We start from the raw sequence: 18,691 nt of genomic DNA on the forward strand, positions 1-18,691 counted from the left end.
TCCGGCGGGTCGGTGATTACGCTGCCCGATATGACAGCCCAGTTCCCGCAACGACTGTGGGGTTCGCGCAGCGGCCCCTTCGCCCGTGTCGCCAATCGGGTCGCGTCCACCCGCGCCGGTTCCCGGGTGGTGCGGGCGCTGACCCCGCTGGACCGGGCCCTGCTCGCCCGCACCGACGCCCGGTTCTCGGTGCTCGGGCCGCTCGGCGTCCCGACCATCCTGCTGACCACCACCGGCCGCAAGTCCGGGCAGCCGCGCACCCAGCCGCTGCTCGCGGTGCACGACGGCGACGTGCTCTACGTGCTCGGCTCGAACTTCGGGCAGCAGCATCACCCGGCCTGGACCGGCAATCTCCTCGCCGAGCCGCGCGCGACGGTCACCATCGCGGGCGAGCGGATCCCGGTGGTGGCCACCCGGGTCGACGAAGCGGAGAAGCAGCGGGTGTTCCCCCGCTTCGTCGCGATGACCGACGCCTACGACGCCTACCGCGAGCGCACCAGCCGCGACCTGCGGATGTTCGCGCTGCGGCGCGCCTGACCGCTCAGGCCAGGGCGCGCAGGCGCGGGGCGAGGTCGCGCTGGAACAGGTCGAGGAAGCGCTTCTGGTCGTGGCCGGGGGCGTGGAAGACCAGGTGGTTGAGGCCCGCGTCGAGGTACGGCTTGATCTTGGCGACGGCCTCGTCCGGGTCGCTGGCCACGATCCAGCGCTTGGCGATGGTCTCGATGGGCAGCGCGTCGGCGGCGGCTTCCATCTCGATCGGGTCGTGGATGTCGTGCTTCTGCTCGGCGCTCAGCGACAGCGGCGCCCAGAAGCGCGTGTTCTCCAGCGCCAGTTCGGGATCGGTGTCGTAGGAGATCTTGATCTCGATCATCTTGTCGATGGCGTCGAGCGAGCGGCCCGCCTTCTCCGCGCCCTCGGCGACCGCGGGCATGAGCTTCTCGGTGTAGAGGTCCATGCCCTTGCCCGAGGTGCAGATGAAGCCGTCGCCCGCGCGGCCCGCGTACCGGGCGACGACCGGGCCGCCCGCGGCGATGTAGACGGGGATGCCGCCCTTGGGCACGTCGTAGATCGAGGCGCCGACGGTGTGGTAGTACTCGCCCTCGAAGTCGGTGCGCTCGCCGGTCCACAGCGCGCGCATGAGCTGGACGGCCTCGCGCAGGCGCGCGAAACGTTCCTTGAAGTCCGGCCATTCGCCGCGGTAGCCGGTGGCGATCTCGTTGAGCGCCTCGCCGGTGCCGACGCCGAGCATCACCCGGCCGGGGTACAGGCAGCCGAAGGTGGCGAAGGCCTGCGCGATGACGGCCGGGTTGTAGCGGAAGGTCGGGGTGAGGACCGAGGTGCCGAGCTGGATGCGCTCGGTGCGCTCGCCGACCGCGGCCAGCCACGCCAGCGAGAACGGGGCGTGCCCGCCGTTGTGCCGCCAGGGCTGGAAGTGATCGCTCACGGTGGCGCTGTCGAGGCCGTGCTCCTCGGCGGCCACGGCCAGTTCCACCAGTTCCCGGGGTCCGAACTGCTCCGCCGATGCCTTGTATCCGAGCTTGAGCTCCACCATGCCAGCACTCCTGTCGTTTCGCTTCGTCGCGCGGCCTCTGCCACACGACACTAGCCAACATCGCCCCGCCGCCGTGGCTTCCGCCCGGCATCGCCGAGATCACGTCGTTTCGTCACGCCGCGGGCTCGGATATAGCGGATCATTAGCTGTGTGAACCCGAAGGATGATCAGATTCTGTCGTACCTGACCGACATGGACGGGGTCCTCGTGCACGAGGATCACCTGATCCCGGGTGCCGACGAATTCCTCGCCGAGCTCCGCGCGAACGAGATCCCCTTCCTCGTCCTCACCAACAACTCGATCCGCACCCCGCGCGATCTGCAGGCCCGGCTGCGGCACACCGGCCTCGACATCCCCGAGGAGTCCATCTGGACCTCGGCGCTGGCCACGGCCACCTTCCTGCACGAGCAGCGCCCCAACGGCACCGCCTACGTCGTCGGCGAGTCGGGCCTCACCACCGCGCTGCACGAGATCGGCTACGTGCTGACCGACAGCGACCCGGACTACGTCGTGCTCGGCGAGACCCGCACGTATTCGTTCGAGGCGATCACCACGGCCATCCGCCTCGTCGAGCGGGGCGCCCGGTTCATCGCGACCAACCCGGACGCGACCGGCCCGTCCCGGGAGGGCTCGCTGCCCGCCACCGGTTCCGTCGCCGCCCTGATCACCCGGGCCACCGGCAAGGAGCCCTACTACGTGGGCAAACCCAATCCGCTGATGATGCGCTCGGCCCTGCGCCGCATCGGCGCGCACTCCCGCTCCACGGTGATGATCGGCGACCGCATGGACACCGACGTCATCGCCGGCCTGGAGGCCGGCCTGCGCACGGTGCTCGTCACCTCGGGCATCTCCACCAAGTCCTCGGTCGAGGCCTACCCCTTCCGCCCGACCGTGGTCGTCGACTCGGTGGCCGACCTCATCGGCCGCACCCGCCACCCGTTCGCCGATTGAGTACGATCCGAATGTGAGCTACGTCTCACGGGAATACCCCAGCGCCCAGCGGACTTATAGTTGCCATGGCAACCAAACCGGATCGAGGAGGGCACGTGCAGTTCGGGATCTTCACCGTCGGCGACGTCACCACGGACCCCACGACCGGACGCACCCCGACCGAGGGTGAGCGGATCAAGGCGATGGTGGCGATCGCACAGAAGGCCGAGGAAGTCGGCCTCGACGTCTTCGCCACCGGGGAGCACCACAACCCGCCGTTCGTCCCGTCCTCCCCCACCACCATGCTCGGCTACATCGCCGCCCGCACCGAGCGCATCATCCTGTCCACCTCGACCACGCTGATCACCACCAACGACCCGGTGAAGATCGCCGAGGACTTCGCGATGCTGCAGCACCTGGCCGACGGCCGCGTCGACCTCATGCTCGGCCGCGGCAACACCGGCCCGGTCTATCCGTGGTTCGGCAAGGACATCCGCGACGGCATCCCCCTGGCCATCGAGAACTACCACCTGCTGCACCGGCTGTGGCGCGAGGACGTCGTGAACTGGGAAGGCAAGTTCCGCACCCCGCTGCAGTCGTTCACCTCGACCCCGCGCCCGCTCGACGGCACCCCGCCGTTCGTCTGGCACGGCTCGATCCGCAGCCCGGAGATCGCCGAACAGGCCGCCTACTACGGCGACGGCTTCTTCGCCAACAACATCTTCTGGCCCAAGGACCACTTCCAGCGGCTCATCGAGCTCTACCGCCGCCGCTACGAGCACTACGGCCACGGCAGCGCCGACCAGGCGATCGTCGGGCTCGGCGGGCAGGTGTTCATGCGCAAGAACTCCCAGGACGCGGTGCGCGAGTTCCGCCCCTACTTCGACAACGCGCCGGTCTACGGACACGGCCCGTCGCTCGAGGAGTTCACCGAGCAGACGCCGCTCACCGTGGGCAGCCCGCAGGAGGTCATCGACAAGACGCTGACCTTCCGCGAGTCCTTCGGCGACTACCAGCGCCAGCTGTTCCTCATGGATCACGCGGGCCTGCCACTGAAGACGGTGCTCGAGCAGCTCGACCTGCTCGGCGAGGAGGTCGTCCCGGTGCTGCGCGCCGAGTTCGCGAAGGACCGCCCCGCGCACGTGCCGGACGGGCCCACCCACGACGCGCTGCGCGCCGCCCCCGCGGTGGAGGTGGTCGCGTGACCCGCGTCCGCATCGCGGTGGTGTCGGCGGGCCTGTCCCAGCCGTCGTCCACCCGGCTGCTCGCCGAGCGGCTGGCCGCCGCGACCGAAACGGAGCTGACCGCCGCGGGCGCCGAGGTCGAACTCGACTTCGTCGACCTGCGCGACCACGCCCGCGCCCTCGCCGACAACCTACTCACCGGGTTCCCGGCACCGTCGCTGCGGGAGGCGATCGAGCGGGTCGTCACCGCCGACGGCATCGTCGCCGTGACGCCGATCTTCTCCGCGTCCTACAGCGGCCTGTTCAAGACGTTCTTCGATGTGCTCGAACCGGATTCGCTCATCGGCATGCCGGTCCTGGCCGGCGCGACGGGCGGCACCGAACGCCACTCGCTGGCGCTCGAGCACGCGGTGCGCCCACTGTTCGCCTACCTGCGCGCGATCGTCGCCCCGACCTCGGTCTACGCGGCGTCCGCCGACTGGGGGGCCACCGGGGCCGGTCACGGCCTGGACGACCGGATCCGCCGTGCCGCCGAAGAATTCGCCGGGCTGCTGCTCGGCCGGCCCGCCGCCCGCCCGGCGGACCCGTTCACCACCCCGACGTCCTTCGAGGATCTCCTCGCGGGCAACACCAACTAAGGAGCACCATGACCAGCACCATCGCCAAGGGACTCTCCGCGGGCACCTGGGCCATCGACCCCGCCCACTCCACCGTCGGCTTCTCGGTACGCCACCTGATGGTGAGCAAGGTCCGTGGCCGCTTCACCGACTTCGACGGCGCCCTCGTCGTCGGCGAGGACGGCAGCCTCTCCGCGCACGCCGAGATCCGCGTCGACTCCCTGACGACCGACAACGCCCAGCGCGACGCGCACCTGCGCACCGCCGACTTCTTCCACGCCGAGCAGTACCCGGTCATGACCTTCACCTCCACCGGCTTCCGCGGCGACGGTGAGGACTTCGTGGTCGAGGGCGAGTTCACCGTGCGCGGCACCACCAAGCCCGTCTCGCTCGAGGTCGAGTTCCTCGGCGTGAACCCCGGCATGGGCAACGGCCCGGTCGCCGGCTTCGAGGCCAAGACCGTGGTCTCGCGCCGCGAGTTCGGCCTCGACATCGACATGCCGCTCCCCGACGGCGGCGCCGTGATCGGCGACAAGATCACCCTCACCCTCGAGATCGAGGTCGGCCTCCAGAGCTGATCCCCGGATCGCGCACGACGCGGCCCGCCGACACCGTCGGCGGGCCGCGTCGTGCGTGGGGTCAGTCCGCTTCGGCGGCGAGGTCGTCCAGTACGGCCGAGAGCCGGGTCAGCGCCGCCACCGCGGCCGCGAACTCCTCGGGCCCGAGCCGCTCGGCCACGCGGTGGGCCATGGTGGCGTGCTGGGGCCCGATCCGCTCGACGGCCGCGCGTCCCGCCGCGGTGACCGCGACCAGCTTGGCGCGCTTGTGCGCCGGATTCGGGCGGTACTCCGCGAGCCCCTTGTCCACCAGCAGGTCGGCGACGCGCTGCACGCTCTGCCGGGTGATGCCCATCGCGCGCGCGATGCCGGCCACGGGTAGCGGTTCGCGCAGCACCGCGCCGAGGACCTGCCACCACGTGGCGGTGAGACCGGCCGGGCGGGCCAGGTCCTCGGCCACCGCGAGGAACTGGCCGTTGAGCCGGAACGTGGTGACCGCGGCGGTGGAGAGCAGCTCCTGCTCGGACCGGGTCACCGGACCGACTGCCGCGCTTCGTATTCGGCGAGCACCGCGTAGCCCGCGGGGTCGCCGTGCGCGAACAGGCGGTACCAGCCGTCGAGCACGTGATCCTCGTAGACGTCGAGCGCCCGGAAGATCTCGCGGGCGAAGTCGACCGGCGCGGTGGAGTTGGCGGTGATGACCGTGCCCCCGGTGACCGCGGGCGCGTCGACGTAGTGCGCGCCGCCCGCGTAGCCGCTCATCGCGAGATATTCGGCGGCGTTGCTCGTGTGCGGGCGGTCGTCGAGCAGGCCGTTGGCGGCGAGCCCGTAGGTCGCGCCGCAGATCGCGGCGACCGGCACGCCCGCCGCCGTGAACTGCTCGGCCGTGCGGCCGAACGCGGCGAGTTCGCCCGTGTCCCAGGTGGCCGCGCCCGGCAGGATCAGCAGGGCGCTGTCGGCCGGTTCGAGCTGGTCGAGCGTGAGATCGGGCAGGACCCGCAGGCCGCCCATGGTGGTCACCGGCTCGGTGGTCGCGCCGACGTAGGCGACCCGGAAGCCACCCGGTTCGCGGTGGCACAGGCCGTTGGCGAGGTGTGCGGTGGCGTGCCCCACCTCCCAGTCGGCGAGGGTGTCGTAGACGGCGACGTGCACTGTACGAGTAGCCATGACAGCATGCTGTCATGTTTGACAGGATGCTGTCAATAAGAAATTTGCAACCAGTTCGTTGACTCCGCGCTCTACGCTGGCGATAACCGGTGGGAGACAGAGGAGTTGCGCACGATGATCGACCCCGTCCAGGGCCGCACGGGCACCGTCACCTCGCCGATCCGCGCCGCGGGCGCGCTCGGCGAAGTGCTGGTGGCCATCCGGGGCGGGACCGAGGTCTACCTCGCCCGGGCCACGGAGCCGATCGGCGCGGGCGAGACCGTGCTGATCGTCGAGGTGCACCCCGGACGCATCGTCGACGTCGTGCCGTGGATTCCGCTGCCCGATCAGGCCTGAGAGACAACCGAATCACGAGGGAGGGCTCACGTTGCTGGGCTATCACGTACCGGACCCCGACGAAGCCATGCTGGTCAGCGGTGGCAAGAGCAAGGACAACGCCCCGTTCCGGGTGATCATCGGACGCGGCGCCTGGGTGGTGCCGCTGTTCCGCAAGGTCCGCTATCTGTCCCTGGCCATGTTCGAGGCCGAGATCTCCGAACGCTGCGTCACCAAGCAGGCCATCCAGCTCGACGTGCGCGCGGTCATCGCGTTCAAGGTCGCCAACGACACCCAGTCCATCGTCAACGCCGCCCAGCGCTTCCTCTCCGAACAGGAGCAGGAGATGTCGGTGCTGACCGGGCGGATCTTCTCCGGTCACCTGCGCTCCATCGTCGGCTCGATGACGGTCGAGGAGATCATCCGGGAGCGGCAGAAGCTGGCCGACGAGGTGCTGGTCGCCTCGAAGGTGGAGATGAGCAACATCGGCCTGTGGGTCGACTCGTTCCAGATCCAGTCCATCGACGACGGCAACCTCGGCTACATCAACGCCCTCGCCGCGCCGCACAACGCCGCCGTGCAGCGGGACGCGCAGATCGCCCAGGCACAGGCGGCGATGCGCGCCGCCGAGGCCGAGCAGGAGTCGCTGCGGCGGCGGGCCGAGTACGAGCGCGAGACCTCGATCCTCAAGGCCGAGTACCAGCGCGACATCGACAAGGCCAATGCCGAAGCGGCGCAGGCGGGTCCGCTCGCCGACGCCATCGCCAAGCAGGAGGTCCTCACCGCCCAGGCCGAGCAGGCGCGCAAGGAAGCCGCGCTGCGCGAGCAGCAGCTCCAGGCCGAGGTCGTCAAACCCGCGCAGGCCGAGGCCGAACGGGTCCGCATCCTCGCCGAGGCCGAGGCCGACCGCACCCGGATCCAGGCCGAGGCCGCGGCCTCCAACAACCGCATCGCCCTGGACCAGCTGCTCATCGAACAGCTGCCCGAGATCGTCAAGCAGGCCGCGGGCGGCCTGTCCAACGCCAACCTGACCGTGCTCAACGGCCCCGACGGGGTCGGCGAGCTCGTCAACGGCATGGTCGGCCAGGGGTTGACGGTGTTCAACTCGCTGCAGAAGGCGCTGGCCAACGGGGACACCGACCCCGCGTGACGCGCACGGCCGGACGCCATTAACGGCGTCCGGCCGCCGGTCGATCCACAGGGGCAACTCCGAGATCGACACAAGGGATGACCGATGGGACTGTGGATCAGCGACCCCGCGTTCGACGCGGCCGAGAAGGTGGTCTGGCGGCAGCTGGCCAACCGCACCCAGGGCAAGCGGGCCGTGGGCGGCCGCCTCTACCTGACCTCGCGCCGCCTGCTCTTCACGCCGAACCGCCTCGACGCGGCCACCGGCGGCAGGCGCTGGGAGGTGCCGCTGGAACAGGTGCGTGGCCTCGGCCGGGAGAACCCGGACGGCGGCCTGTTCAGCGGCGGCCTGCGCACCCGGCTGCGGGTCGACACCGACACCGGGGCGGAGCTCTTCGTCGTCGGCGAGGTGGACGAGGTGATCGCCGTCCTCCAGGCGGCCCTGCCCTCGTAGGCGGGCGGAGGCGCGGTCCGGAAAAGGCAGCGCGCCCGGGTATCCGGCGGCCGGTGACCGCTGATGCCCTGGCGCGCGGCGGGTTTCAGCCCAGCGCTTGGTCCAGGTCGCCGAGGAGGTCCTCGATGTCCTCGAGACCGACCGAGATGCGGACCACGCCGTCGGACAGGCCGATCGAGGCGCGGCCCTCCGGGCCCATCGCGCGGTGGGTCGTGGTGGCGGGGTGGGTGATCAGGGTCTTCGCGTCGCCGAGGTTGTTGGAGATGTCGATGACGCGCAGGCCGTTGAGCAGTTCGAAGGCGCGCTTCTTGCCGTCGTCACCGGCGAGCTCGAAGGTGACGACGGTGCCGCCGCCGGACATCTGCGAGCGGGCCAGGTCGTACTGCGGATGCGACGCGAGGAAGGGGTACTTCACCCAGTTGACCGCGGGCTTGGACTCGAGGAATTCCGCGATGCGCAGCGCCGACCCGGTGGACTGGCGGACCCGCAGCGGCATGGTCTCGAGGCCCTTGAGCAGGGTCCAGGCGTTGAACGGGCTCAGCGCCGGACCGGTGTGGCGCATGAGGTTCTTGACCGGGCCGTCGATGTAGTCCCGCTCGCCGAGGATGGCGCCGCCGAGCACGCGACCCTGGCCGTCGATGTGCTTGGTGCCCGAGTAGACGATGACGTCGGCGCCGAGTTCGAAGCCGCGCTGGAGCAGCGGCGTGGCGAAGACGTTGTCCAGCACCACCTTCGCGCCCGCGGCGTGCGCGAGCTCGCTGACCTTGCGGACGTCGACCAGGGTCTGCATGGGGTTGGCCGGGGTCTCGAAGAACACCGCCTGGGTCGGCACCGACAGCGCCTGCTCCCACTGGTCGAGGTCGTCGCCGTCGACGAAGACGGTCTCCACGCCCCAGCGCGGCAGGATCTCGTTGCAGACCACGAAGCACGAGCCGAACAGGCTGCGGGCGGCGACGAGCCGGTCACCGGCCTTCAGCAGCGCGCCGAGGGCGGTGAACACCGCGGACATGCCCGACGCGGTCGCGAACGCCGCCTCGGCGCCGTCGAGCAGCCGGATGCGCTCCTCGAACATGGCGACCGTCGGGTTGCCGTAGCGGGAGTAGACGAAGTGTTCCACCTCGCCGGTGAACGCGGCCTCGGCGGCCTCGGCGCTCTCGTAGACGAAACCCGAGGTCAGGTACAGGGCCTCGGAGGTCTCCTCGAAACCGGAGCGGCGCAGGCCGCCGCGCACGCCGAGCGTGGCCGGGCCGACGCCCTCGGGCAGCGGCTTGTCGAACGAACCACCGGTGATCATCGTGCGTCTCCTCCTGGCTTCGCGCTCAGTCCTGCTGCTTCCAGGGCAGCCCGACCGCGCGCCAGCCCACCGCGCCGCGGTTGCCGAAGGCGTCGAGCCCACCCTCGAACCCGTCGAGGACGTTGTAGGACGGGGCGATGCCCGCCGCGGTCGCCAGGGTGGCCGCGTGCGCGGAGCGCTGGCCGGACCGACACAGGAACACCACCGGGGCGTCGGCGGAGCGCTCGCCCAGCGCGGCGGCGAGCTGTTCGCCGAAGGCCGGATTGCGGGCCCCGGTGCCGTCGACCCACTCGATGAAGTGCGCGGGACGATCGAGGGAACTGGTGTCGGGGATGCCGATGGTCGCCCATTCGCCCTCGGTGCGCACGTCGACCAGGACGGCCTCGGGGTGGTCGCGCAGGATCTCCCACGCGCGTTCGGGGGTGATGTCGCCGGCGTACGTCATGCTCTTACCTCCTGGAATCCGCACTTGCCGTGCCCGGATGTGGTCACACGGCCTGGTCGTCACCCGGAGCACCCCACCGCGGAGGAGGGTTGCCGGCCAGCGAGCCGGGGCTTGGCGCTGGCACTCATGACCTGCGAATAAATTTGCCTGCCCGACCGGCACGCTGTCAAACAGTGCTAGAAGGTGCAGACCAGCCATTTGCCGTCGGTGCGGGTCAGCGTCCAGGTGGCGGTGGACTCGGCGCCGTCGACACGCACGGTCACGTCGATCTTGGCCTTGTCGCCGTTGACCGACGCGTTCGAGAAGCCTTGCTTCTCAACGGTCTTGCCCGGAGCCGCGCCGCCCAGCTTCGCCGAGAGGCCCGACTTCTCCTCGTCGAAGCCGGGGCAGGCCACACCCTGCGGCGGGCGGGCGTCGGTGCGGCCGCGCGCGTCGAGGTAGTTGGTGACCGCGGCGGCCAGCCGGTCGGCCTCTGTGACATTTTTCTCAGCGGGAGAGAAAATGCCGCCGAGCACGATGGCCAGCAGCACGATGACCGCCACGATTGCCGCGGCGACGAACGGGGCGATCGACCGCTTGTCGGTCTGATCCACCACGATGGGCTGGTCGTCGTCCTCGTTGCGCGATGCACTCATGCTGTAATCCTCTCAGCAGGTGCGGGCGGCCTCCCGGATCGGTCCCCGGGGCCGTACGTAGAATCGCCTGCATGCGGCCTGCTACCGGAACCCCCGGGAGCCGTCCAGACGGCCGCCAACTTAGCCTAAGCTAAGAAGAGGCCCACACCGTTTTCGAACTGAAGGTGCGCGTAAAGATGACCGAACAGAGTGCCACTCGCCCGCTTCGCATCGCGATCGTGGGCGCCGGACCGGCCGGGATCTACGCCGCCGACGCCCTGATGAAGTCCGATGCCGACGTGTCGATCGACCTCTACGAGCGTATGCCCGCGCCGTTCGGCCTGATCCGCTACGGCGTGGCGCCGGACCACCCGCGGATCAAGGGCATCATCACCGCCCTGCACAAGGTCCTGGACAAGGACCAGGTCCGTCTGCTCGGCAACATCGACTACGGCAGCGACATCACCCTCGACGATCTGCGCCGCTTCTACGACGCGGTCATCTTCTCCACCGGCGCCAACGCCGACCGCGCCCTCCCGATCCCGGGCATCGACCTGGACGGCTCGTACGGCGCCGCCGACTTCGTGTCCTGGTACGACGGGCACCCCGACGTGCCGCGCACCTGGCCGCTCGACGCGGAGAAGGTCGCCGTGCTCGGCGTCGGCAACGTCGCCCTCGACGTGGCGCGCGTGCTCGCCAAGACCGGCGACGAGCTGCTGCCGACCGAGATCCCGCCGAACGTCTACAACGGCCTCAAGGCCAACAAGGCCGTCGAGGTCCACGTGTTCGGCCGCCGCGGACCGGCGCAGGCCAAGTTCACCCCCCTCGAGCTGCGCGAACTCGACCACTCGCCGACGATCGAGGTCATCGTCGACCCCGAGGACATCGACTACGACGAGGGCTCGGAGGCGGCGCGCCGCAACTCCAAGCAGGTCGACATGGTCGCCAACACCCTCGAGCAGTGGGCCATCCGCGACCACGGCGACCGCCCGCACAAGCTGTTCCTGCACTTCTTCGAGTCGCCCGCCGAGATCCTCGGCGAGGACGGCAAGGTGGTCGGCCTCAAGACCGAGCGCACCCAGCTCGACGGCACCGGCAACGTCAAGGGCACCGGCGAGTTCAAGCAGTGGGACGTGCAGGCGATCTACCGCGCCGTCGGCTACCTGTCGCAGAACATCAACCAGCTGCCGTTCGACGACCAGGCGGGCACCGTGCCCAACGAGGCCGGTCGCGTGATCGCCGACGAGAGCGCCGAGGGCGACGCCCGCTTCATGCCCGCCACCTACGTCACCGGCTGGATCAAGCGCGGCCCGGTCGGCCTCATCGGCCACACCAAGGGCGACGCGAACGAGACCATCGCCTGCCTGCTCGACGACGCCAAGGACTTCACCCCGGCCGAGAGCCCGGAGCCCGAGGCCGTCATCGAGTTCCTCGAGGGCAAGGGCATCCCGTTCACCACCTGGGCCGGCTGGTACCGCCTCGACGCCCACGAGCGCGCCCTCGGCGAGCCGGAGGGCCGTGAGCGCGTGAAGGTCGTCGAGCGCGAGGACATGCTGCGCGCCAGCGAGCCGCACAAGGTCTAGCCCGGACCCGTCCGGCGGTAGAGAGATATCCCACCCTCGGGAGCCGATCACCTGGTGATCGGCTCCCGAGGCGTTTCACACACCGGTACTCCCGGTACCGGTCGGCGGCGACTCGAGGCATTCTGTACCGGTGTTCGATGCCCACGTCCACATCATCGATCCGCGGTTCCCGCTGATCGAGAACGAAGGCTACCTGCCGCAGCCCTACACCATCGCCGACTACCGAAACCGGATGGCGCAGTTCGACATCCACGGTGGCGCGGTGGTCTCCGCGTCCTTCCAGGGCTCGGACCAGACCTACCTGACGGCGGCGCTGGCCGAGCTCGGACCCGGCTGGGTCGGCGTGACCCGGCTGCGCCCCGGCGCCACCGACGCCGAGATCCTGGAGCTGGACCGCGCGGGCGTGCGCGCCCTGCGTTTCAACCTCAAGCGCGCCGCCGCCGACATCGCCGAGATGACGCTGCAGGCCCTGCGCGCCCACGAACTGGCGGGCTGGCACGTGGAGCTCTACGTCGACGGCACGATGCTCGCCTCGCTGAACCCGGTGATCTCCAAGCTGCCCGCGTTGTCGATCGATCACCTGGGGATGTCGTCGGAGGGCCTGCCCTTCCTGCTCGACCTCGTCGACCGCGGCGCGAAGGTCAAGGCGACCGGCTTCGGCCGGGTCGACCTCGACATCGCCGACACGCTGCGCCGGATCCACACCGTCAACCCCGGCGCGCTGATGTTCGGCACCGACCTGCCCGGCACCCGGGCGGGCCGCCCGTTCGCCGACGCCGACGTCGACCTGATCTGCCAGGTGGTCGGCGACGACCTGTACGCGGTGCTCGAGGACAACGCCCGCGCGCACTACCGGCTGCCCGCCCGGCACCGGCCCGACGACGCCGACCCGATGCCGACCCGCCCGCTGCGCCCGGTGGATCAGCCGACGCTGCCCATTCCGCGCAACCAGCTGCCGGACGCGAGCCGGACCCGCCCGCTGCCGATCATCGAGCCCTAGGTCAACGCGGCGCCGGTGAGCCAGACACCCGCGGCGACCAGCGCGCCGAACAACTCGACCAGCATGGACAGCCCGACGCCCTTCAGCGCGTGCACGGTCGCGGGCCACGCCCGGTCGTTGGTCTTCAGGCGATAGAGCTCGGCCAGGTACACGCCGAGCACGAAGCCGATGAACAGCCCGACGACCGGCACGACGAAGAACCCGACGACACCGACCAGCGCGCCGAAGATCAGAGCGCGGTTGGAGACTCCCGCCTCACGCATCCGCTTCCCCGGCCAGGTGTACTTGACCACCGCCGAGACGGCCAGCGCCACCGTGGCGACGGCGAACACCGTCCACGCGCCGGTACCGCCGGTCAGGATGGCCCAGACCAGGATCGCGCCGAAGATCAGGACGACGCCCGGCAGAATCGGTACGATCACCCCCACCAGACCGATCAGAATGACGAGGCCGACGAGGACCTCTCCCCACACGCTCACTACCGTGTTCCTCCCGTTGCCGCGCCCGGTCGCGCTCCCCTCGAATTCTGCCTACCGGAGACGACGTTCGCTCGCCTCGGGCGCGACCGGACGCTATTGTCAGGTTGTCAATACTGTTCGACGACGAACTGAGGTCTAGGCGTGAGCACGGAGTCCACCGCCAAGCAAGGTCCCCTGGCCGGTATCCGAGTGGTCGAGCTGGCCGGTATCGGGCCGGGCCCGCATGCCGCCCTGCTGCTGGCCGATCTGGGCGCCGACGTCGTCCGGGTGCAGCGGCCCCGCCAGCTCCCCGGCTTCCTGGAGCGGCCGCAGTGGCGTGGGCGCACGATCGTCGAGGCCGACCTGAAGAACCCCGACGACATCGCGAAGGTGCTCGGCCTCATCGAGAAGGCCGACGTCCTGATCGAGGGCTTCCGGCCGGGCGTCACCGAGCGGATGGGCCTCGGCCCCGACGACGCGCTGGCCCGCAACCCGCGCCTGGTCTACGGCCGCATGACCGGCTGGGGCCAGTACGGCCCGATGGCCGACCGCGCGGGCCACGACATCAACTACATCTCGCTGACCGGCATCCTCAACGCGATCGGCCGCAAGGGCGAGAAGCCGGTGCCGCCGCTGAACATGGTCGGCGACTTCGGCGGCGGGTCGATGTTCCTCGTGTTCGGCATCCTGGCCGCGCTGGTGGAGCGCCAGACGTCGGGCAAGGGCCAGGTCATCGACGCGGCCATGATCGACGGCGCGCTGGCGCTGTCGCACATGATCTGGGGCTTCCGCGGCGTCGGGCTGTGGAAGGACGAGCGCGGCACCAACCTGCTCGACACCGGCATGGCTTTCTACGACACCTACGAGACCTCCGACGGCAAGTACATGGCCGTCGGCGCCATCGAACCGCAGTTCTACGAGCAGCTGCTGGCCGGCCTGGAGATCAACCCCGAGGGCCTCCCCCAGCAGATCGACCCGGACGGCCAGGAGCAGCTGCGCAAGCTCTTCGCCGACAAGTTCAAGACCAAGACCCGCGACGAGTGGACCGCGATCTTCGAGGGCACCGACGCCTGCACCACCCCGGTGCTGACGCTGACCGAGGCCACCGAGAACGAGCACATCAAGGCCCGCGAGGGCCTGGTGGAGATCGAGGAGGTCGTCCAGCACGCCCCCGCGCCGCGCTTCTCCCGCACCCCGGCGGGCACGCCGTCGGCGCCGCCCACCGAGGCGACGCCGATCGACGCCGTCTGGGCGGACTGAGGTCTCCGGTGGGCGGGCCGTTCGGGCCCGCCCACCGGATCAGTAACAGGTCAGCGGCTGGAGGGGGTCGGCCGCGCGCGGCGTGAGCGACTCGTAGGTCGCCGCGACCGCTTTCACCGCGAGCCGCAGGTCGGACTCGCTGTGCGTGTACGGCAGGCGGAGGAAGCGCTCGAAGGCGCCCTGGACGCCGAATCGCGGTCCGGCGGCGAGCAGGACGCCGTGGTTGGGCGCGGTGGCGGCCATCGCGGTCGACACCGGGGCGGGCAGCTGGGTCCACACCGACATCCCGCCCGCGCCCGGCACCACGTGCCAGTCGGGCAGTTCCTCGGCGAGCGCGGTGAGCAGCGTGGCGCGCTGGCTCCGCAGCAGTTCCACCCGGTGTTCGAGGATGGCGTCGGCGTTCTCGAGCAGGTGCACGGTGGCCAGCTGATCCATCACGGGCGTGCCGAGGTCGACGGTGGCGCGGATACCGAGCAGCTTGGTGATCAGCGACTGGTGCGTCCGGATCCAGCCGACCCGCAGCCCGCCCCAGAACGACTTCGACGCCGAACCGATCGTGATGATCTCCTGCCCCTTGGCGAAAGCGGCCACCGGGGGCGGCATCTCGGCGCCCGAGACGTTGAGATCGGCCATCGACTCGTCGATCACGATGGTCATCCTGGTGTCCCGGGCGATAGCGGTCAGTTCGGCCCGGCCCTCGGCGTCGAGCAGCAGGCCGGTGGGGTTGTTGAAGTCGGGGACGAGGTAGGCCAGGCTCGCCGCGGTCTGCCGCGCGGTGCTGCGGATGCCGTCGAGATCCCAGCCCGCCTGCGGATGTTCGGGACGCAGCGGCACCGGCACCGGCCGGGCGCCCACGTCGCGGATGGCCTCGATCGCATTGGGGTAGCTGGGGTGTTCGATGAGCACCCGGGCGGCGGGCGCGGTGAGCACGTTGAGCAGCAGGCGCAGGCCGTGCTGGGCGCCGAGGGTGATAAGGATCTGGTCCGGGTCCGTGGGCAGGCCGCGGGCGGTGAACCGGCGCGCCACCGCCTCCCGGAGGGCGAGCACGCCGACGGGATCCATGCCGTGCGTGCCGAGGAACGCGGGAAGCCCTTGCAGGGCAAGGGTGTAGGCCTCCTGCATCTGCGGCGGCGCGGACATCGAGGCGTAGGTCATGTCGATGGTCGGGACCTCGGGCTGGGCCATCAGCGCCATGATGCCGCGCGCCGGCTTGGTGCCGTCGTGCGGCACGGCGGGCGGCAGCGCCACCGTCGACCGGGAGCCCTGCCTGCTGATCAGGTAGCCGTGCTCCCGCAGCAGCGAGTACGTGGAGGTGATGGTGGTGCGGCTGACGCCGAGGGTCGCGGCCAGGTCGCGTTCGCTGGGCAGCGCGACGCCGAGCGGGGCGCGGCCGTCGTGGATGAGCAGGCGGACGGCCTCGGCCAGGGCCAGATAGGCGGGCCGGTGCGGCCGCCGTTCGCTCGCCTCGGCGCCGCCCTCGGGGTCGCGCCAGTTGCCGAGGTCGCGGGCAAGGCCGGCCGCGCCGATAACTCGTGTCGCCATAAGGTCCAGTATTCCGCAAGTGGCTCTTTATGAACAAGGCCAGTCGGCGGATTCTTGCGATATGACCGCCTTCCTCGCCCTCGCCACCGCCGCCCTCGTCGGCACCCTCGCCTACCGCGCCTACCCCCGGCGCCACGATCCGCTGCTCCGCCTCTTCCGGTTCCGGCCACACGACCGGGCCACCGCCGACTACGGTGACCTGCGCGCTTATCAGGATCTGAGCGCCGCGCACGCCCGGTTCGCCGACACGACGCCCGCGCCGAGCGCCGCCACCGGGACGCGAGAAGTCCAGTTCCCGAAAACTGGCCTTATCGATGGCCCGGCCGGTCGGCCCACCGCGGCCTGAGCCGCGGCTGTCGGTGCCCGAGGGCAGACTGAGCACATGAGTACCGGGCAGATCCGTGCCACCCTGTTCGACACCGCCCTCGGCGTGTGCGCGCTGGCCTGGCACGACGGCGGGGTGGTCCGGTTCGCCCTGCCCGGCCCCGACGCGGAGCGGACCAGGGACCGGATCACCCGCGCCTACCTCGGCGCCGAGGTCGTCGAGGCCGAGCCGGACGGGCCGATCGCCGACGCGATCGCCGCCGTCCGCGCGCACCTCACCGGCGAGGTCGACGACCTGCGCTGGATCCCGGTCGACCTGTCGGCGGTGCCCGAGTTCCATCGGGCGGTCTACGCGGTGACCCGCGCCATCGACCCGGGCCACACCCTCAGCTACGGGCAGGTCGCCGGTCTGGCCGGGGCGCCGGGCGGGGCGCAGGCCGTCGGTCAGGCCATGGGCCGCAACCCCGTTCCGCTGATCATCCCGTGCCACCGGGTGCTGGCGGCCGACCACGCCCTGCACGGGTTCTCCGCGCCGGGCGGCATCGACACCAAGGCGCGGCTGCTCGAACTGGAGCGCACGCCCGGCTTCGGCGAGCCGACCCTGTTCTGAACCGCACCGACCTGCGGCCACGCCGTCCCACCCGGCTCGCGTACCGTCGACACATCGGACGCGACGGAGGAGGAAACATGCAGTCGGTGACGTCGGCGGACGGGACGACGATTGCCTACGACCGGTCCGGCACGGGCACCGCGGGCACGGTGGTGCTGATCGGCGGCGCCTTCGCCGATCGCCGGGACCCGGTGCTGACCGGCGTCGCGGAGCGACTGGCCACCGACACCGACCTGGCGGTCCTGCTCTACGACCGCCGCGGCCGCGGGGACAGCGCGGACTCGCCCGGCGTCTACGCCGTCGCCAACGAGATCGCCGATCTGCGCGCCCTGCTCGAGGACGCCACGGCGCCGGTCACCCTCTTCGGCTGGTCCTCCGGCGCCATCCTTGCGCTGCTCGCCGCGCGCGAACTGCCCGCCGTGAGCGGCGTCGTCGCCCTCGATCCGCCGTTCGTGGTCGACCCGAAAGACCATGTGCCGCCGAAAGATCTGCACGTGAAGCTGCACAAGTTCATCGCGGACGGCAAGGCGGGCAAGGCCGGGCGCTACTACCTGGGCAAGGCCATGGGGGTGCCCATCCTGGTCACCTCGGCCATGCGGATCACGCCGTACTGGAAGCAGGTCGTCGCGACCGCGCCCGCGACCGCGCACGACTGGGAAGTGGTGCGCCCCTTCGTCACCGGGCGCCGGATCGAGCCCGCGGACTGGGACGGCGTCCCGGTGCCGGTCCTCGTCCTGGTCGGCGAGGGCACCGCGCCCACCCTCACCAAGGGCGGCAAGGCGATCGCCGCCGCGCTCCCGCAGGGCGAGTTCCGCGAACTGCCCGGCGTCAGCCACAACCCCACCGCCGCCATGCTGGCCCCGATCATCGGCGAATTCGCCACGCGCGCTTCGTGATCACGGCACCGGCGGATGCGTGCGGAAGAACTCGCACGCGTCCCCGGTGATATAGCCGTCCAGGCAGCCGTAGTAGACCTGGATGCAGCTGTTCGTGTCACAGCCGAGGTCGATCAGCTGCTGGTGGATGCGCAGGCTCCGCGCCTGATCCGGCTCCGCCGTGCTCGTCACGGGCGCCGCCGAGGCGGTGGCCGACGGCGCGGGCGGCGGCGATCCGGCACCGCAGCCGGTCAGCAGCGCCAGCGCCGCGCCCGCGCCGAGCACGAGCGATCTGTGCACAGTCATCCCCAACCTCCGTTCGGGCTTCGACCGTACTCACCGGCACCCGGCCCGCAACTCGGTCAGAGGGTGGCGCCGTAGGCGCTGCCCGCGGTCGGCGCCCGCCACGCCGCCGATGACGGCGGCGGGGATGCCGAGGGCGGCAGCACCCGCGGCGGCGCCGACCCCCGCGCCGATGGCCGCGCCGCCCGCGGCGAAGCCGGCGGTGGCCGCGGCGGCGGCACCGAGCGCGGGCAGGGCGGCGATCCGCCGGTGGGGACCGCGGTGGCGGCGGCGACGATCGCGGCGGTGGTTCCGGTGGTGACCGCGCCGACCCCGAACCCGATGCCCGCGCCGACGGCGGCGCCCGCCAGCCCGCCCGCCACTCCGCCGACCACGGCGGCGGGCACACCCGCGGCGGCGGCGCCCGCCAGCGCGCCGCCGACGGTCGCGGCGGCGATCTTGTCGGAGCGGCTGGGGTTGATGCCGATGGACCGCCCCTC

The 18,691-nt window shown here is 71.0% G+C and carries 23 protein-coding genes, 1 pseudogene and 1 riboswitch; of the genes and pseudogenes, 14 read left to right on the forward strand and 10 right to left on the reverse strand.

All coding sequences use genetic code 11. The annotated features are described in order from the left end of the window. Positions 1-30: 30 nt before the first annotated feature. Positions 31-537, forward strand: a complete 507-nt coding sequence (locus ON36_RS26370; protein WP_043658901.1) for a nitroreductase/quinone reductase family protein — start codon at positions 31-33, stop codon at positions 535-537. Positions 538-541: 4 nt separating this feature from the next. On the opposite strand, the gene fgd is transcribed toward ON36_RS26370, so the two are convergent. Next, positions 542-1,552: a glucose-6-phosphate dehydrogenase (coenzyme-F420) gene (fgd, locus tag ON36_RS26375; protein ID WP_043658902.1), complete on the reverse strand. Its 1,011-nt coding sequence runs from the start codon at positions 1,550-1,552 to the stop codon at positions 542-544. A gap of 192 nt (positions 1,553-1,744) precedes the next feature. On the opposite strand from fgd, the gene ON36_RS26380 reads away from it, so the two are divergent. The 4 genes from ON36_RS26380 to ON36_RS26395 all read left to right on the forward strand — a co-directional run bounded on the left by ON36_RS26380 (position 1,745) and on the right by ON36_RS26395 (position 4,861). Next, a complete protein-coding gene (locus ON36_RS26380; RefSeq protein WP_373281845.1) occupies positions 1,745-2,503 on the forward strand; it encodes an HAD-IIA family hydrolase in 759 nt (252 codons plus the stop codon). Positions 2,504-2,598: 95 nt separating this feature from the next. Continuing rightward, positions 2,599-3,687: an LLM class flavin-dependent oxidoreductase gene (locus ON36_RS26385; protein WP_043658904.1), complete on the forward strand. Its 1,089-nt coding sequence runs from the start codon at positions 2,599-2,601 to the stop codon at positions 3,685-3,687. After that, the gene (locus ON36_RS26390; RefSeq protein WP_043658906.1) at positions 3,684-4,304 is read left to right on the forward strand and encodes an FMN reductase; all 621 of its coding nucleotides are present in this window, start codon (positions 3,684-3,686) and stop codon (positions 4,302-4,304) included. Before ON36_RS26385 ends, ON36_RS26390 begins: the two co-directional genes overlap by 4 nt. A gap of 8 nt (positions 4,305-4,312) precedes the next feature. Beyond that, positions 4,313-4,861, forward strand: a complete 549-nt coding sequence (locus ON36_RS26395) for a YceI family protein (RefSeq protein WP_043658908.1) — start codon at positions 4,313-4,315, stop codon at positions 4,859-4,861. Between the two features lie 61 nt (positions 4,862-4,922). Here the strand turns inward: ON36_RS26395 and ON36_RS26400 are convergent, their stop codons facing one another. Continuing rightward, on the reverse strand, positions 4,923-5,375 hold the full coding sequence (locus ON36_RS26400; protein ID WP_043658909.1) for a MarR family winged helix-turn-helix transcriptional regulator: 453 nt from the start codon (positions 5,373-5,375) through the stop codon (positions 4,923-4,925). Then, positions 5,372-6,007 (reverse strand): type 1 glutamine amidotransferase family protein, encoded by a 636-nt coding sequence (locus ON36_RS26405; RefSeq protein ID WP_043658911.1) that lies wholly within the window; start codon positions 6,005-6,007, stop codon positions 5,372-5,374. Before ON36_RS26405 ends, ON36_RS26400 begins: the two co-directional genes overlap by 4 nt. A 114-nt stretch (positions 6,008-6,121) precedes the next feature. On the opposite strand from ON36_RS26405, the gene ON36_RS26410 reads away from it, so the two are divergent. The 3 genes from ON36_RS26410 to ON36_RS26420 all read left to right on the forward strand — a co-directional run bounded on the left by ON36_RS26410 (position 6,122) and on the right by ON36_RS26420 (position 7,904). Further along, a complete protein-coding gene (locus tag ON36_RS26410; protein ID WP_043658913.1) occupies positions 6,122-6,343 on the forward strand; it encodes an NfeD C-terminal domain-containing protein in 222 nt (73 codons plus the stop codon). A 31-nt stretch (positions 6,344-6,374) separates the two neighbouring features. After that, entirely contained in the window at positions 6,375-7,472 is a 1,098-nt protein-coding gene (locus tag ON36_RS26415) for an SPFH domain-containing protein (protein ID WP_043658915.1), read from the forward strand. A gap of 84 nt (positions 7,473-7,556) precedes the next feature. After that, the gene (locus ON36_RS26420; RefSeq protein ID WP_043658917.1) at positions 7,557-7,904 is read left to right on the forward strand and encodes a hypothetical protein; all 348 of its coding nucleotides are present in this window, start codon (positions 7,557-7,559) and stop codon (positions 7,902-7,904) included. 85 nt (positions 7,905-7,989) lie between these two features. Here the strand turns inward: ON36_RS26420 and ON36_RS26425 are convergent, their stop codons facing one another. The 3 genes from ON36_RS26425 to ON36_RS26435 form a co-directional block, all read right to left on the reverse strand. Beyond that, positions 7,990-9,198: an O-succinylhomoserine sulfhydrylase gene (locus ON36_RS26425; protein WP_043658919.1), complete on the reverse strand. Its 1,209-nt coding sequence runs from the start codon at positions 9,196-9,198 to the stop codon at positions 7,990-7,992. A gap of 25 nt (positions 9,199-9,223) precedes the next feature. Next, positions 9,224-9,643 (reverse strand): rhodanese-like domain-containing protein, encoded by a 420-nt coding sequence (locus tag ON36_RS26430; RefSeq protein ID WP_043658921.1) that lies wholly within the window; start codon positions 9,641-9,643, stop codon positions 9,224-9,226. A gap of 15 nt (positions 9,644-9,658) precedes the next feature. After that, a riboswitch (SAM riboswitch) is annotated at positions 9,659-9,775 on the reverse strand. Positions 9,776-9,819: 44 nt separating this feature from the next. Next, positions 9,820-10,278 (reverse strand): Rv0361 family membrane protein, encoded by a 459-nt coding sequence (locus tag ON36_RS26435; protein WP_043658922.1) that lies wholly within the window; start codon positions 10,276-10,278, stop codon positions 9,820-9,822. Between the two features lie 176 nt (positions 10,279-10,454). Between ON36_RS26435 and ON36_RS26440 the strand changes: the two genes are divergently transcribed. Next, positions 10,455-11,840 carry an FAD-dependent oxidoreductase gene (locus ON36_RS26440; RefSeq protein WP_043658923.1) on the forward strand — a complete coding sequence of 462 codons (1,386 nt, stop codon included), beginning with the start codon at positions 10,455-10,457 and terminating at the stop codon, positions 11,838-11,840. Between the two features lie 130 nt (positions 11,841-11,970). Continuing rightward, positions 11,971-12,840, forward strand: a complete 870-nt coding sequence (locus tag ON36_RS26445; protein WP_043658925.1) for an amidohydrolase family protein — start codon at positions 11,971-11,973, stop codon at positions 12,838-12,840. Here ON36_RS26445 and ON36_RS26450 read toward each other — a convergent pair. Continuing rightward, positions 12,837-13,319 (reverse strand): DUF456 domain-containing protein, encoded by a 483-nt coding sequence (locus ON36_RS26450; protein ID WP_043658927.1) that lies wholly within the window; start codon positions 13,317-13,319, stop codon positions 12,837-12,839. The two genes, ON36_RS26445 and ON36_RS26450, sit on opposite strands and share 4 nt — an antisense overlap. A 141-nt stretch (positions 13,320-13,460) precedes the next feature. Between ON36_RS26450 and ON36_RS26455 the strand changes: the two genes are divergently transcribed. Further along, the gene (locus ON36_RS26455) at positions 13,461-14,558 is read left to right on the forward strand and encodes a CaiB/BaiF CoA transferase family protein (protein WP_043658929.1); all 1,098 of its coding nucleotides are present in this window, start codon (positions 13,461-13,463) and stop codon (positions 14,556-14,558) included. A gap of 39 nt (positions 14,559-14,597) precedes the next feature. Here the strand turns inward: ON36_RS26455 and yczR are convergent, their stop codons facing one another. After that, positions 14,598-16,100 (reverse strand): MocR-like transcription factor YczR, encoded by a 1,503-nt coding sequence (gene yczR, locus ON36_RS26460; RefSeq protein ID WP_043658931.1) that lies wholly within the window; start codon positions 16,098-16,100, stop codon positions 14,598-14,600. Between the two features lie 61 nt (positions 16,101-16,161). Between yczR and ON36_RS26465 the strand changes: the two genes are divergently transcribed. From ON36_RS26465 to ON36_RS26475, 3 genes are all read left to right on the forward strand, one after another. Further along, on the forward strand, positions 16,162-16,446 hold the full coding sequence (locus ON36_RS26465; RefSeq protein ID WP_043658933.1) for a hypothetical protein: 285 nt from the start codon (positions 16,162-16,164) through the stop codon (positions 16,444-16,446). A 36-nt stretch (positions 16,447-16,482) separates the two neighbouring features. Further along, on the forward strand, positions 16,483-17,034 hold the full coding sequence (locus ON36_RS26470; protein ID WP_043658934.1) for a methylated-DNA--[protein]-cysteine S-methyltransferase: 552 nt from the start codon (positions 16,483-16,485) through the stop codon (positions 17,032-17,034). A 77-nt stretch (positions 17,035-17,111) separates the two neighbouring features. Then, a complete protein-coding gene (locus ON36_RS26475) occupies positions 17,112-17,930 on the forward strand; it encodes an alpha/beta hydrolase (protein WP_043658936.1) in 819 nt (272 codons plus the stop codon). On the opposite strand, the gene ON36_RS26480 is transcribed toward ON36_RS26475, so the two are convergent. Next, complete coding sequence (locus ON36_RS26480) at positions 17,931-18,215, reverse strand: hypothetical protein (protein WP_043658938.1); 285 nt, start codon at positions 18,213-18,215, stop codon at positions 17,931-17,933. It lies immediately after the preceding gene. Between the two features lie 56 nt (positions 18,216-18,271). Further along, positions 18,272-18,691, reverse strand: a pseudogene (locus ON36_RS34300) (hypothetical protein); the annotation flags it as partial.

It is taken from the genome of Nocardia thailandica NBRC 100428 (assembly GCF_000308795.1).
Lineage (GTDB): Bacteria > Actinomycetota > Actinomycetes > Mycobacteriales > Mycobacteriaceae > Nocardia > Nocardia thailandica.